Annotated in this window: 14 protein-coding genes and 1 riboswitch; of the genes, 10 read left to right on the plus strand and 4 right to left on the minus strand. The window is 62.4% G+C overall.

From position 1 onward, the window contains the following. Positions 1 to 13 precede the first annotated feature (13 nt). The 3 genes from ACYQ3G_RS11635 to ACYQ3G_RS11645 all read right to left on the minus strand — a co-directional run bounded on the left by ACYQ3G_RS11635 (position 14) and on the right by ACYQ3G_RS11645 (position 3918). A complete protein-coding gene (locus tag ACYQ3G_RS11635) occupies positions 14 to 1885 on the minus strand; it encodes an ATP-binding cassette domain-containing protein (RefSeq protein WP_459825986.1) in 1872 nt (623 codons plus the stop codon). Positions 1886 to 2023: 138 nt separating this feature from the next. After that, the gene (locus tag ACYQ3G_RS11640; protein WP_459825987.1) at positions 2024 to 2788 is read right to left on the minus strand and encodes a SagB/ThcOx family dehydrogenase; all 765 of its coding nucleotides are present in this window, start codon (positions 2786 to 2788) and stop codon (positions 2024 to 2026) included. Continuing rightward, complete coding sequence (locus ACYQ3G_RS11645; protein WP_459825988.1) at positions 2785 to 3918, minus strand: AI-2E family transporter; 1134 nt, start codon at positions 3916 to 3918, stop codon at positions 2785 to 2787. Before ACYQ3G_RS11645 ends, ACYQ3G_RS11640 begins: the two co-directional genes overlap by 4 nt. A 165-nt stretch (positions 3919 to 4083) precedes the next feature. On the opposite strand from ACYQ3G_RS11645, the gene ACYQ3G_RS11650 reads away from it, so the two are divergent. Both ACYQ3G_RS11650 and ACYQ3G_RS11655 read left to right on the plus strand, forming a co-directional pair. Further along, entirely contained in the window at positions 4084 to 4797 is a 714-nt protein-coding gene (locus ACYQ3G_RS11650) for a TerC family protein (protein WP_459825989.1), read from the plus strand. Positions 4798 to 4878: 81 nt separating this feature from the next. Beyond that, on the plus strand, positions 4879 to 6768 hold the full coding sequence (locus ACYQ3G_RS11655; RefSeq protein WP_459825990.1) for an AMP-dependent synthetase/ligase: 1890 nt from the start codon (positions 4879 to 4881) through the stop codon (positions 6766 to 6768). 69 nt (positions 6769 to 6837) lie between these two features. Here the strand turns inward: ACYQ3G_RS11655 and ACYQ3G_RS11660 are convergent, their stop codons facing one another. Beyond that, the gene (locus ACYQ3G_RS11660) at positions 6838 to 7629 is read right to left on the minus strand and encodes a tyrosine-protein phosphatase (protein ID WP_459825991.1); all 792 of its coding nucleotides are present in this window, start codon (positions 7627 to 7629) and stop codon (positions 6838 to 6840) included. Between the two features lie 716 nt (positions 7630 to 8345). On the opposite strand from ACYQ3G_RS11660, the gene ACYQ3G_RS11665 reads away from it, so the two are divergent. The 8 genes from ACYQ3G_RS11665 (at position 8346) to ACYQ3G_RS11700 (ending at position 13932) form a co-directional block, all read left to right on the plus strand. Continuing rightward, positions 8346 to 8519 (plus strand): hypothetical protein, encoded by a 174-nt coding sequence (locus tag ACYQ3G_RS11665; protein WP_459825992.1) that lies wholly within the window; start codon positions 8346 to 8348, stop codon positions 8517 to 8519. Between the two features lie 93 nt (positions 8520 to 8612). Continuing rightward, positions 8613 to 9218 carry a hypothetical protein gene (locus tag ACYQ3G_RS11670; protein ID WP_459825993.1) on the plus strand — a complete coding sequence of 202 codons (606 nt, stop codon included), beginning with the start codon at positions 8613 to 8615 and terminating at the stop codon, positions 9216 to 9218. 201 nt (positions 9219 to 9419) lie between these two features. Next, positions 9420 to 9550: riboswitch (cyclic di-AMP (ydaO/yuaA leader) on the plus strand. Positions 9551 to 9933: 383 nt separating this feature from the next. Continuing rightward, positions 9934 to 10329 carry an NADH-quinone oxidoreductase subunit A gene (locus ACYQ3G_RS11675; RefSeq protein ID WP_459825994.1) on the plus strand — a complete coding sequence of 132 codons (396 nt, stop codon included), beginning with the start codon at positions 9934 to 9936 and terminating at the stop codon, positions 10327 to 10329. Continuing rightward, positions 10293 to 10826: an NADH-quinone oxidoreductase subunit B gene (locus ACYQ3G_RS11680; RefSeq protein ID WP_459825995.1), complete on the plus strand. Its 534-nt coding sequence runs from the start codon at positions 10293 to 10295 to the stop codon at positions 10824 to 10826. The genes ACYQ3G_RS11675 and ACYQ3G_RS11680 overlap by 37 nt, the downstream gene beginning before the upstream one ends. Further along, on the plus strand, positions 10823 to 11299 hold the full coding sequence (locus tag ACYQ3G_RS11685; protein WP_459825996.1) for an NADH-quinone oxidoreductase subunit C: 477 nt from the start codon (positions 10823 to 10825) through the stop codon (positions 11297 to 11299). The genes ACYQ3G_RS11680 and ACYQ3G_RS11685 overlap by 4 nt, the downstream gene beginning before the upstream one ends. Beyond that, the gene (locus ACYQ3G_RS11690; RefSeq protein WP_459825997.1) at positions 11296 to 12453 is read left to right on the plus strand and encodes an NADH-quinone oxidoreductase subunit D; all 1158 of its coding nucleotides are present in this window, start codon (positions 11296 to 11298) and stop codon (positions 12451 to 12453) included. Before ACYQ3G_RS11685 ends, ACYQ3G_RS11690 begins: the two co-directional genes overlap by 4 nt. Next, positions 12450 to 13412, plus strand: a complete 963-nt coding sequence (gene nuoH / locus ACYQ3G_RS11695; protein WP_459825998.1) for an NADH-quinone oxidoreductase subunit NuoH — start codon at positions 12450 to 12452, stop codon at positions 13410 to 13412. Before ACYQ3G_RS11690 ends, nuoH begins: the two co-directional genes overlap by 4 nt. Before the next feature lie 10 nt (positions 13413 to 13422). Next, positions 13423 to 13932: a 4Fe-4S binding protein gene (locus ACYQ3G_RS11700; RefSeq protein ID WP_459825999.1), complete on the plus strand. Its 510-nt coding sequence runs from the start codon at positions 13423 to 13425 to the stop codon at positions 13930 to 13932.

A 13932-nucleotide genomic window follows, 5' to 3' on the forward strand; every position in this document is an offset into this window, starting at 1 on the left:
TTCAACCAAAGCCTTAAGATTCGCACAGAGATCGCAGCTCTTCGAGCTCGTCCCAGCGGGTCAGCAGGGCGTCCAGTTCGGCCTCCAGGGCCTCCAGCCGGGCGGCCTCGGCGGCCACGACGGTGTGGTCGTTGGTGTAGAAATCGGGGGCGTTCATGCGCTCCTGCAGGGCCGAAACCTCGACTTCCATGTCTTCGATGCGGCCGGGCAGGGCCTCGAGCTCCTGGTTCTCCTTCCAGGTCAGCTTGCGCGTCTTGGCGGCCTTGGGCTTCACCGCCTTGGGCTGGACTGCCTCGGGCTCATCGGGCTGTGGCCGCTGCGCCAGCCAGTCGTCGTAGCCGCCGGCGTACTCCACGACCCTGCCCTCGCCCTCGAAGACGAAGCAGGAGGTCACGGTGTTGTTCAGGAATTCGCGGTCGTGGCTGACCACGAGCACCGTGCCGGCGAACTCGCCGATGAGCTCCTCCAGCAGTTCCAGGGTCTCCTGGTCCAGGTCGTTGGTCGGCTCGTCGAGGACGAGGACATTGCAGGGCCGGGTGAAGAGCCGGGCCAGGAGCAGGCGGTTGCGCTCGCCGCCCGAGAGCACGCTGACGGGCGTCTGGGCGCGGTCGGGGGTGAAGAGGAAATCCTTGAGGTAGCCGATGACGTGGCGGCGGTTGCCGTTCACATCCACGTAGTCCGAGCCGTCGCCGACGATGTCGCGGGCGGTCTTGGTCTCGTCGAGGATGGAGCGCATCTGGTCCGAGTAGGCCACCTCCAGGTTGGTGCCTTGGCGGACCTCGCCGGACTGCGGGGTCAGCTCGCCCAGCAGCAGCCCCAGGAGCGTGGTCTTGCCCGCGCCGTTGGGGCCGACGATGCCGACCTTGTCGCCGCGCATGATGTTGGCCGAGAAGTCGCGGATGACCGGGGCCTCGCCCCAGCCGTAGGAAATGCCCTTGACCTCCAGCACCAGCTTGCCGGACGTGTTCGCCTCCTGGATCTGCATGGCCACGTTGCCCGTGCGCTCGCGGCGCTGCCTGCGCTCCAGGCGCATGGCCTTCAAGGCCCGCACGCGGCCCTCGTTGCGCGTGCGGCGGGCTTTGACTCCCTTGCGGATCCAGATCTCCTCCTCCTTGAGCTTCTGGTCGAACTTGCGCCACAGGGTCTCTTCCGTGGCCAGCACGTCGGCCTTGCGCTGCAGGAAGGTGTCGTAGTCGCAGGCCCAGTCCACGAGCTGCCCGCGGTCCAGCTCCAGGATGCGGTTGGCCACGTGGCGCAGGAACATGCGGTCGTGGGTGACGAAGAAGAGCGTGCGCGGCTCCTTGACCAGGAACTCCTCCAGCCAGCCGATGGCCTCGATGTCGAGGTGGTTGGTGGGCTCGTCCAGGAAGAGGATGTCTGGCTCCGCGGCCAGGGCGCGGCCCAGCAGGGTCTTGCGCTTGCCGCCGCCCGACAGGGACGCGAAGGGCGCGTCGGGCGCCAGGCCCAGATGGGTCAGCACGGTGTCGATGCGCCGCGTCAGGCTCCAGCCGGCCTGTTCGTCGAGCAGGCGGTGGGCGCGTTCAAGCAGCTCATGGTCCGCGCCCGCCTCGCCCTCGTGACGCAGGGCGGCCAGGCACCGTCCCGCCTCCCCCGCCCCCGAGGCCACGACGTCGTAGATGCTGCCAGCGAGGTCGGCGGGCACTTCCTGGGGCAGGGAGGCCATGGTCAGCCCCTTGCTCCAGCCCACCTCGCCAGCGTCTGGGGACAGTTCGCCCGCCAGGACGCGCATGAGGGTGGACTTGCCCTCGCCGTTGCGGCCCAGAAGGCAGATGCGTTCGCCGGGGTGTATCTGCAGGCTGATGTCGTCCAGCAGGGGCGGTCCGGAAAAGGACAGGGTCAGGTTGCTTGCGCTGATGAGTGCCATGTGTCGGGGGGAGATGGGTTGGGTGGTCAGACGCCCGACACGTAGTGGGAAACCACCCGATTGTCCAGACGCGTCTCAGCGCCGGAAAATCAGGGCCTTGCGCGGAATGCCGCACACGGAAAGCCGGGACGCCGGGCGTCAGACCTTGCCTACGGGGGCGAGGTAGAGGGCGAACTCGTCCTCCCCGTCCACGCCCAGGAACTCGTCCATGGCCCGCTGGTGGAAGGCGGCCACGGCGCAGGTGCCGCATCCGGCGGCCTGGGCGGCGAGGTAGAGGTTCTGGCAGGCGTGGCCGGCGTCCAGGGCGATGACCCTGTGGGCGGCTTCCATGTAGCGCCACTCCATGCGGTAGGGGATGGTCGTCCAGATGAACGTCAGGGGCGCGCGGGGCACGAAGGTCTGCATGAGGGCGGCCTCGTGCAGGCGGGCCGTGAAATCCGGCCCGGCCTCGCGCTCCAGGACCAGGGCATGGTCCAGAGGCAGGTAGCGGTGCAGGCCGGGCTCAAGCCCCGTGCAATCCCTGGCCGCGACGTAGGTCTCCAGGGCGTGGCGGCAGCCGGCCGAAGGCACGGTGCGAAACACGCTGGCGGCCCCGCCCTTGCGACGCACGCCCTGCACGGCCCAGAGCATGAAGCCCAGTTCGTCCAGGCTGACGGGTTCGTCGCGCCAGGCCCGGTGGCTCTTGCGCCCGGCCAGGGCCCGGGTCAGGTCCATGCGCCCGGCGAAGGCCCCGACCGGGTCGGGAGGCAGGAGAGAAACGCGCTGACCGGGCCGCGCCGGCTTCTGCACGGGCGGCGGGGCCACGCCCCGGTTCTGGTCCGAGCGGGAGAAGTCGAGCAAAAGGCGCAGGTCGTCCTTGAGAAAGTCGCGCATGGCGCGCATGTCCGGGATGCGTCCGCTCATGGTCCCTCCTCCCCTTCGGGCAGGAGGATCGCCTCCTCCTGGGCCAGGACCAACCGCCGGTAGTAGGCCAGGACCAGGCAGGTCATGGGCAGGGCGATCAGAAGGCCGAGCATCCCGAGGAGCTTGCCCCAGATGGACAGGGACAGGAGCATCACGGCCGGGGAGAGGCCCATGGCCTTGCCCATGATGCGCGGCACGAGGATGACGTCCTGCACGACCTGCGCGGCCACGAAGACCACACCCGTCAGGCCCAGGACGATCCAGAAGGACTGCCCCGTCTCCAAGGCGTGGATGGCCGCGACCATGACGGCCGGGATGGCGCCCAGGACCTGCAGGTACGGCACCAGGCTCATGACGCCGAGCATGATGCCGAGCAGAATGCCCAGGGGCAGCCCGATGAGAAAGAAACCCGTGGCGAAGACCACGCACAGGGCCCCGGAGATGAAGATCTGGCCGCGGAAATAGCGGCTCATGGCCAGGTCGAACTCCTCCACGAAGGACACCACGCCCGCCCGGTACGGGGCGGGGATCATCTCCTTCCAGACCACGCGGACCTTCTGGAAGTCCAGGAGCAGGAAGATGAGGTACATGAAGACCACGCCGGGCACGACCAGGGCCATGATCACGCTGTAGGTGCCGGAGATGAACCCCATGATGCCGGGCAGGAGCCTGCGCAGGGCGGCCTGGGCCATGGAGATGAAGCTGTCCGTGCGGAAGAAGTTCTGGACTTCCGGCGTGTTGAAGTAGTCCCGCAGGGCCTGCCAGACGTCGGGGGGCAGGCGCCTGGCTGCGGCCTCGGCCAGCTTGGAATTGCTGACCAGTTCGGAGATAAGGCGGCCCATGTGCGCCATTTCCCGCCCCATGAGGGGCACCACGATAAGGAATATCCCGACCACGACCAGCACGAAGAGAAGCAGAGTCAGGCCGATGGCCACGCTCCTGCTTTTTACAACGCCCTGCACCCGGAGCACGAGCGGATTCATGATGTAGGCCAGGATCAGGGCCACGGCGAAAGGCACGAGCACGTCGCTCAGGTAGCCCAGGGCCGAGATGATGGCCCAGACCAGGCCCACGGACAGGGCCATGCGCACGACGCGGTCGAAGGAATAGGGTTTTTCGTCGAGAAGCATCGGCCCTCCGGCGGATGGAAGATGTCGAAGCGGTCGGGGCTTTCCCCGCTACCGGCAGATAGCAGAGTCGGCCATGCCTTGGAAGTCCGGACACCCCACGTCCCTTGATTTGAGGCATTCCTTCACCTACAAAAACGCATCGCACCGCAACCCAAGGGCAGCCCCATGTTCGAACCGCAAAGCATCATCGCCTTCCTGACCCTGGCCAGCCTCGAGATCGTCTTGGGCATCGACAACATCGTCTTCATCGTCATCATCACCAATAACCTGCCCGAGGCCCTGCAGGCCAAGGCGCGCAAGATCGGCCTGGCCCTGGCCATGCTGACCCGCATCGGACTGCTGTTCGCCATCACCTGGGTCATGGGGCTCACGGCCACCCTCTTCACGGTCATGGAGCATGCCGTGTCCGGCCGCGACATCATCCTGCTGGGCGGTGGGCTCTTCCTCATCGCCAAGGCCACCTTCGAGATTCACGAGAAACTGGAACACCGGCCCGAGGAGGACGTGCGCCTGCGCAAAACCCTCGGGTTCGTCTCGGCCGTGACCCAGATCATGTTCCTCGACATCATCTTTTCGCTTGATTCCGTCATCACGGCCGTGGGCATGGCCAACAACATCTCCGTCATGATCGCGGCGGTGGTGGCCGCAGTGGCCGTCATGCTCCTCTTCGCCGACACGGTCAGCGGGTTCGTCAAGCGCCAGCCGACCATCCAGATCCTGGCCCTGTCCTTCCTCATTCTCATCGGCGTATTCCTGGTGGCCGAGAGCATGGGCAAGCACATCGACCGCGGCTACATCTACTTCGCCATGAGCTTCTCCCTGCTGGTGGAGATCCTGAACCTGCGCATGCGAAAGATTTCCGCGGCGAAAAAAGCCTGAACGGGTACGCACAAACCCGACTTGCCTTGCGGTCCGCCCTCGCCTAAAAGGATTGACCCCATTTTCCCTTGGAGAACAGCCATGGCCTTTGCCCCGACGTTATTCCACACCTTCCTGGAGAGCTGCTCGACGCACCGGGACAACCTCGCCTTCATCTACCGCGTGGGCGAGGACGAGTTCAGAGTCACCTACGAGAAGTTCTTCGAAGACGTGCTCATCCTGGCCCGCGCCTTCAAGGCCCACAAGGTCCGCCGCGGCGACAAGGTCTTCCTGCTGTCCGACAACCGCTACTCCTGGATCGTCACGGACATGGCCTTGCAGGCCCTAGGCGCCGTGAGCGTGCCGCGCGGGTCCGATACGCCGCCGAGCGAGGTCGAGTTCATCGTCACCCATTCCGGGGCGGAGTTCCTCATCCTCGAAACGGAGAAGCTCTACAAGAACTGCCAGTCCCTGATCAAAACCCTGAAGCCCAAGGGGCTTTTCATCATCGCCGGCGAGGAGAAGCACTCCTGGTTCGACAAGGCCGTGACCTACAGCGATCTCCTCAAGGACAGGACCATCGAGCCGCGCGACATCGAGTGGTTCAAGGGCCTGGCCGCCAATATCACCCCCGACGACCTGCTGACCATCATCTACACCTCGGGAACCACGGGCACGCCCAAGGGCGTCATGCTGACCCACTCCAACATCATGCACAACGTGCGCACCCTGCCGCCGCTCATCAGGCTGCAACCCGATGACGTGTGGGTCTCCATCCTGCCGACCTGGCACATCTTCGAGCGTACGGCCGAATACCTCTCCGTGGCCAAGGGCAGCTGCCTGGTCTACTCGTCCATCCGCACCTTCGCCTCCGACCTGGAGACGTACAAGCCCACCCAGGTGGCCACGGTGCCGCGCATCTGGGAGTCCCTCTACTCCAAGATCACGGCCGGACTGAAGAAGAAGGACCCGAAAAAGGCCAAGATATTCAACCTGCTGGTCCGGGTTTCGGCCGCCTACCGCCGCAACAGGCGCGTCCTGCGCGACCAACTGCCGGTCTTCGAGAAGAAGGCCTTCCCTGTCCGTCTGGCGGTCAAGGTCCGCGCCGCGGTGGAGAACGTCTTCCTCTTCCTGCCCTACCTCCTGGCCCAGAAGAAATTCACCCTGGTGCAGGACAAGTTCGGCGGCCGGCTCAAGGCGGCCATCAGCGGCGGCGGCAGCCTGCCGGCCTATCTGGACGAGTGGATCGACGCCATCGGCATCCGCATCGTCAACGCCTACGGCATGACCGAGTGCTCGCCGGGCATCGCCGGCCGTGGCTTCAACTGCGATGTCTTCGGGACCATCGGCCCGGCAGTGGCCGAGACGGAACTGCGCATCGTGGACGACCAGGGCGAGGTCGTGCCGAACGGAACGGAGGGCGAAATCCAGGTCCGCGGGGCCCAAGTCTTCAAGGGCTACTACAACAACCCCGAGGCCAACGCCACTGCCTTCACCCTCGACGGATTCCTGCGCACGGGCGACCTGGGCAAACTGACCCTGACAGGCGAACTGGTCATCACCGGCCGGGCCAAGGAGATCATCGTCCTGGCCAGCGGCGAGAACGTGGACCCGACCAACATCGAGGCCACCCTGTCCATGTTCCCCTTTGTCCAGGACGCCGTGCTGGTGGGCCAGGACAAGAAGGGCCTGGGCGCCCTCATCGTGCCTGACCTCGAAAAGCTGCGGGAGTTCGTCTACGAGAAGTACAACCAGGTCCTGGACGAGACCGAGTCCGCCCTGAAGGACAAGCAGCTCCTGGACCGCCTGCGCGAGGAGATGAACAAGCTCCTGAACGCCAAGAAAGGCTTCAAGCCCTACGAGAAGCTCCAGAACATCCATTTCCTGGACAAGGAGTTCACCCTGGGCGAGGAACTGACCAACTCCTTCAAGAAGAAGCGCCACGTCATCGAGAAGAAGTACAAGGACATCATCAACCGTCTCCTGAAGTAGCGCTCCAGGCGCTTGGCGCGGGCGGCGCGCTCCAACGTCCTCGCAGCCGCGCCGCAGTGTCCAGCCGGATCACTCCCTTTCCAGCAGGAACCGGAACCACGACCGTTTCCTGCGCAAGGGGGCAATCGCCGCATACTCGCGCAGGTCAAGCGGTTCGCCGCGGAGCAGGGAGAGCGGATGGTCATCGACCAGGCGCCGGGCCTCCCGCTCCCCGAGCACGTCCCCCGTTACGTCCACGGCCTGTCGTAGCAGCGGACGGCGCGAACGGACGCCATGGCTGTCGCTGGCCAGGAAATGCACCAGACGGTGCTCCAGAAGTCGCCTGCACAGCGCCGCCATTTCCGGCCCCAGACGACCCAGGACACTGGAGGCCGTGATCTGTACGGCCACACCCATGGACACCCAGTCGTAAAGCCTGGCCGGATCGCGCCGGACGTAGTCGTATCTCTCGGGATGCGCCAGTACCACATGGTAGCCACGCCGGCGCAAACTCTGCAAATGGTCTTCGATACCCGGAGGCGGCGCATATCCCGGAAGTTCGAGCAATACCCACGGGCCGCCGTTGAGCGTTTGGAGCAGCCCCCCATCGAGGCCTGCATCGAGGCTTGCATCCATGCTGAGTTCGCTCCCCGCCCAAACCCTGAATGCGACCCCTTCGTGCAGAAGGCGGGTCTGAAACCGCGCAACGGCATGGACAATTTCCGCGCGATCGTTGGGCCAGATCATCGGGTGCCAATGCGGGGTGCAGATCGCCCCGTCGATGCCGTCGTCCACGGCAATTCGCGCCATGGCCACCGCGTCGTCCATCGTTCCGGGCCCGTCATCAATGCCGGGAAGCATGTGGCAGTGAATATCGATCATGTGCCCTCTGCCTTGCCGGAACGGCAGGGGAGAGCAGCCCCCACCTTTTCGGCTATCACGAACATACATCTTCATCTCGGCTCATCCCGCCGTATCGTCAATGCCTGAGCGCCAATGTTGACAACCCGAGCCAAATGGTTCACCGGCGTTGAAATGTGCCGTGAAGCATCATCGCACCGCATCACCATGAAAAAGATCGCGTGCTTCAGGCCATGGAGCCGTTGATGATGAGTATCCGAGCCAAGAATCGATTCGTAATATCTTCTATGTAAAATCGAATGACCACACGCTTTGACGACATATTACGATTAGCTATTTCTCTGCTGCTGGTGTTCTGCACACCGTCGGTAGTCCATGATTATGGCCCGGCTTCCGTACCTTCTTTTGAGCAAAGATCCAAGACGGATCATTTCGCCCCCAGCATCGCGGAGTCGACAATCGGGTCTGTCGAGCTTGTGCAGAGAACAAACCCCAAATCTTCAGACAGAACATTTTACGACGCCGTAATTCCCGATCAAGTCCCGATCGTTTCGACCCCATTCCTTACATTTTCAGTTTTTGAAGCCATTGATCGCTTTGTCCGAAAAATTAGCTTCAAAGCTATTTCCAGCCGCGCACCTCCTCGTTCCATACTCTAAAATAAGCGTTCCGTTTTTTACCACCGATGCTGATTGATGTCGGTGGTGAACCTTATTTCATTGAATGAAGGAGGCTTTATGCCAAAAGACAACACTCCGCGCCACGATTGCGCCTCCTCGCCTATATCAGGCCAGGAAGTCGACTACACCCCCAAGAACTACAGTTTACGCGAAAGCATCCCGACATTGCTGAAATTCATGGCTATTGCCGGGTTTATTTTCTTCGTATTCTGGTTTTACGAATCACGTTAGTCTGGAAAAATCGATTTTGAGTTCTCTTATTCCTTGCGGGGGACCTTATCTCCCGCAAGGATATCGCAAAAATTCAAAAGAGAGAGACTGACAATGATTTCGCAAAAACAGACGGCCATACACTGGAACTACTTTATTGCTCTTGAGAACGATATTTTACAACTCTCCAGATTTTTGGAAATTTCCGAGCCAAACTTTTCGAGTTATTCCATAGAGCTTGGCCGCATACTTTTTGCATCCGCTTCAGAAATTGATGTTATCGCAAAAAAATACTGCAATACCATAGAAAACAAATTATCTGCAGACAATATCGGAAATTACAAAGCAATTATCACGAAGCATCATCCCGAATTCAGCGCGGTCAAGGTACATATGCCAAGATTCGGCTTGACCTTGACACCGTGGAACAAATGGAGGGTTGACACGCAACCACTTTGGTGGAGAGCATATACAAAAGTGAAGTATGAACGCCAAGAACACTTCGCTGAAGCCAACCTCAAAAATGCGCTCAATGCGGTGGCAGCTCTCTACGTTCTACAAATTTTCTTGTACAGAAAAGAAGCGGAAGCAGGGGAACTCAGCCCGAAACCGCAGCTTTTTCTCATTGGCGAACCGTTCACTCTTGAAACTTTCAGGTGCAGCCTTGAAAGACCATTCGTCTACAAATTTGTCTCTGAAAGCCCAAAGTCGACAGGGTGAAGCCGCTATTATTGTTCGCATAGCGGCACAGATATCGACAAAAGGCAAGCAAGACACCCCAAGGACTGGCCACAAATTGATCACTTGTTCAACAGCGCGGCGGCATATAACATTATATTCAATTATTTCAATCGGAAAATTATATTCATACTACGTATGCATCAATATTATTTGACTTTCAAAAACACCAAATCTATGTGACTCACAACACTGCTGAGTTCCGCCGATGGCGGAAGCGGGGGACCCAATTCTTTGGGGCGAATCGCACATGCGTAGGGGACCTTTCGACCCGAGCCCGTCAGCTAACCTCGTAAGCATCGAAAGGAGACCTCCCTTTGGCGTGAGGCCTCCTCATGGTTCATGCCTCTTTTTTTGAGGCGGGGAGTTATTTATGTGTCGTCCCATCCGCAAAGCCTCGCGGCTTTCTTGCGGCGCGAACAGCATCCAGTTCCGCCCGCGTCTTCATTTCACGACATCGTTCACTGCCGTTTTGACAACTCATTACGGCGACATCGACACTCCTTCACCCCCTTTGCCCTGAAAAAGGACTGTAACGGCTTTCCGTCGTGACAGTCCTTCCTGCGTTCCAGCGAACACATCCTTCGGCATATCAGGCAGTTCTGGACTCGGGTCATCCCGCGTGGGAAATCGCTGTGGATGTATTAATCTGCAATAATCTGTTTTTATTGATGTATTCAAACAGAAGAGGTCTCCTATGGTCTTCAGCTGGATGAACGTCTCGATCCTGGCATTCCTGGCGGCCGGCCTGGCTTTCGCCCTCGGGCCCATTGTCGTGTCTCTCCTGCTGGCCCCAAAGGCCAGAGGGGGCGCCTTCGCCGAGTCCTACGAATGCGGCATTCCGGTGCACGGGCGGCAGGCGTGGGTGCAATTCGGCCTGACCTTCTACTTCTACGCCCTCATCTTCCTCGCCTTCGACGTCGACGTCCTCTACCTCTTCCCGGTGGCCACCACGTACCCCGACACCGCCGGGTGGGTTCCCTTCTGGCAGGTCCTCGTCTTCATTGCCGTGCTCTTCGCCGCGATCTTCTATTTTTCCAGCAAAGGAGTGTTCTCATGGCCCAGACGAATCCGCGTATCGCCCCGGCGGTAACCGACCTCGAACCGCCGCTGCTCAACCTGAAGCCGGCGCAGCAGGTGCTCGACATCTGCCGGGCCATGTCCCTGTGGCCCATGACCTTCGGCCTGGCCTGCTGTGCCATCGAGATGATGGCCGCCGGCATGGCCCGTTTCGACATCTCGCGCTTCGGAGCCGAGGTTTTCCGGCCCTCGCCGCGCCAGGCGGACCTCATGATCGTGGCCGGCACCGTGACGCGCAAGATGGCCCCGGCCCTGGTGCGCCTGTACGAGCAGATGCCGGCGCCCAAGTACGTCATCGCCATGGGCAACTGCGCCATCTCCGGCGGCCCCTTTGCCGGGGAGCACAACTACAACGTGGTCGAGGGCGTGGATACGCTCGTGCCCGTGGACGTCTACGTCCCGGGCTGTCCGCCGCGCCCGGAGGGACTGCTGGAAGGCCTGTTCCTGCTGCAGGAGAAGATCACCGGAAAACGCTGGTGGCCCGAGGCCCCGGGAGGGATCGAGCCATGAGCGTACACTTCCTCGAAACCCTGCCCTGCCTGTATTCCGCGGTCCAGGACCCCGGCCGCACGGGCCTGACCTTCGCGGCGCTCATCGCACCAGAACAAATCCGCAGCGCCGCGCAGCTTTGCCGGGCCGCAGGCTACCATCTGGAAGACGTCAGCGTGTGCGAGGTGCAGGAAGGAACCCTGGCCATCTACCACTTCGACCGCTTCGGCCGGCCGGGCCGCATCTCCTGCATGGCGCTCAGCACCGACAACGCCTTCGACTCCATCGCCGACATCTTTCCCGGGGCCGACTGGCACGAACGGGAGTGCTTCGACTTTTTCGGCACGACCTTCGCCGGGCACCCAAACCTCATCCCCCTGCTCCTGCCGCCCGACGCCCAGACGCCGCCGCTCAGAAAGCAGGACGGCGGCAAGGTCCCCCTGGCCACGCTCTTTCCCTGGGCCCAGGCCCCGGCAACCCCGGAGGAGGCATGATGTTCACCAAGGAACAGATCGCCGAGCGCGGATTCTACACGCAACATTTCGAACAAGGAAAACAGGACAACACCCTCATCCTGAACATGGGACCTCAACACCCTTCGACGCACGGCGTCCTGCGGGTCATGCTGGAGATTGACGGCGAGTACATCCTGCGCGCCGACCCCGTGCTCGGATACATACACCGCATGCACGAGAAGATGGCGGAAGCGAAAACCTACGCCCAGTTCATCACCAACATGGGCCGCGTGGACTACCTGCACGCCCTGGCCTGGAACTGGGCCTTCGTGGGCGCGGTGGAGAAACTCGGCGACACCCCGCCCACGCCGCGGGCCGAGTACTTGCGCGTCATCACCTGCGAACTGAACCGCATCTCCTCGCACCTGCTCTGGTGGGGCGCCTACCTCCTGGACCTGGGCGCCTTCACTCCCATCCTCTACGCATTCGACGACCGCGAGGAGCTTCTGGACATCCTCCAGGACATGACCGGCTCCCGGCTGACCTACGCGTCCTTCACCTTCGGGGGCGTGGTCGCTGACATGAACGACGCGCTCAAGGAACGCATCATCCGCTTCATCGCGCGGCTGCGCGACCGTCTGCCCATGTACAAGTCCCTGGTCACGGACAACTTCATCCTTCTCGGCCGTGTCGAGGACATCGGGCACATCCCCGTGGACATGGCCGTGCGCTACGGCGCCACGGGCCCGGTCCTGCGCGGCAGCGGCGTGGCCTACGACGTGCGCCGGGCCGAGCCCTATTCCGTCTATCCGGACCTGGATTTCACCATCCCCTCCAGCCCTCGCACCGACGCCTTAGGCCGGTATCTGGTGCGCATGCAGGAACTCGAACAGAGCCTGAACATCGTCGAGCAGGCCGTGGCCCAGATCCCTGAGGGCGACATCCAGGCCAAGATGCCCAAGAAGCCGAAAGTCCCGGCCGGCGAGGTCTACTTCGCCGCGGAAGGGGCGCGGGGCAAGATCGGCTGCTACCTGCAGAGCGACGGGGGCGGGAGCCCCTACCGCGTCAAGCTGCGCGCCCCGAGCTTCTCCAACCTGAGCCTGTTCGCGGAACTGAGCCAGGGCACGCTCCTGGCCGACGCCGTATCCATCCTGGGCAGCCTCGACCTCGTCATCCCGGAGATTGACCGATGATCGACCCGCAACTCCTGCGCATCCTCGTGGCATTGGTGGGCATCCTGGTCTTCGTGGCCCTGAACGCCCTGGCCCTGGTCTACGCCGAGCGAAAAATCGCCGGCCATGTCCAGCGCCGCCCCGGCCCCTACGAAGTGGGCCCCCACGGCATACTCCAACCCCTGGTGGACGGCCTCAAGCTCATGGGCAAGCAGCTGACCACGCCCAAGGACGCCGACCCGGTCATCTTCTGGCTGGCGCCCATCATGTGCTTCATGCCCGTGGCCCTGTGCATGCTGCCCATCCCCTTCGGCCCGAACCTCGTGGCCCTGAAGCTCGATCTGGGCATCGTGCTCATCCTGGCCTTCGCCGGGTTCGGCGTGCTCTCGCTGTGCCTGGCCGGCTGGGGCTCCAACAACAAGTGGAGCCTCCTGGGCGCGGCCCGTTCCGTGGCCCAGAACGTGGCCTACGAGATTCCCCTGCTCCTGTCCGTGCTCTCGGTCGCCTTCATGACCGGCAGCCTGGATCTGGCCACCATCTCCGCCGGTCAGGGCGCCCTGCCCTGGCAGTGGAACGCCCTGGTCAACCCGCTGGGCTTCATCATCTACTTCATCTGCGCCCTGGCCGAGACCAACCGCGCCCCCTTCGACCTCCCCGAGGCCGAGAGCGAACTGACGGCGGGCTTCCACACCGAATACTCGGGCATGGGCTTCGGCCTCTTCTTCATGGCCGAGTACGCCAACATGGTCGTGGTCTGCTCCGTGGCCACCGTGCTCTTCCTGGGCGGCTGGAACGGCCCCTTCGCCCCCGGCTGGTGGTGGTTCCTGCTCAAGATGTACGCCCTCATCTTCCTCATCATCCAGATCCGCTGGACCTACCCCCGGGTGCGCTTCGACCAGCTCCTGAACCTGTGCTGGCGGTGGCTCGTGCCCCTGGCCCTGGTGAACCTGGTGTACGTCACCGTCATCGTCAAACTCTAGGAGGCGTCGCGTGTACAGACTCGAAGAAATCAAGCGCGCGGCCCGGGGCATGTGGTCCCTCGTCGTCGGCCTGAACATCACCGGGAAATACTTTCTGCAGCCCAACGTGACCATCCACTACCCCCGTCAGGAAGTGGACAATCTGGCGACGTTTCGGGGCCACATCGAGCTGATTCCCGAGGATGACGATCCCCTGACTCCGCGCTGCATCTCCTGCGGCACGTGCGCCAAAGCCTGCCCCTCGAACTGCATCACCGTGACCAAGAAGAAGGCCCCGGCGCCGACACCCGAGGAAGTCGAACAGGGCGTCAAGCCCAAGGCGCCCAAGGACCCCGAAACCTTCCGGCTGGACTTCACCCTCTGCTCCCTGTGCGGGCAATGCGTGATGTCATGCCCCGCAAGCGCCATCCGTTTCTCGCAGAACATCAACATTGCGGGGTATTCACGGCAGGATTTCCAGTTCGACCTCGTCGCCCGGTTGCGCTCACGGCTGCCAAAACACGTCAATAAGGCGGAATGA

The organism is Desulfomicrobium salsuginis (assembly GCF_054657795.1).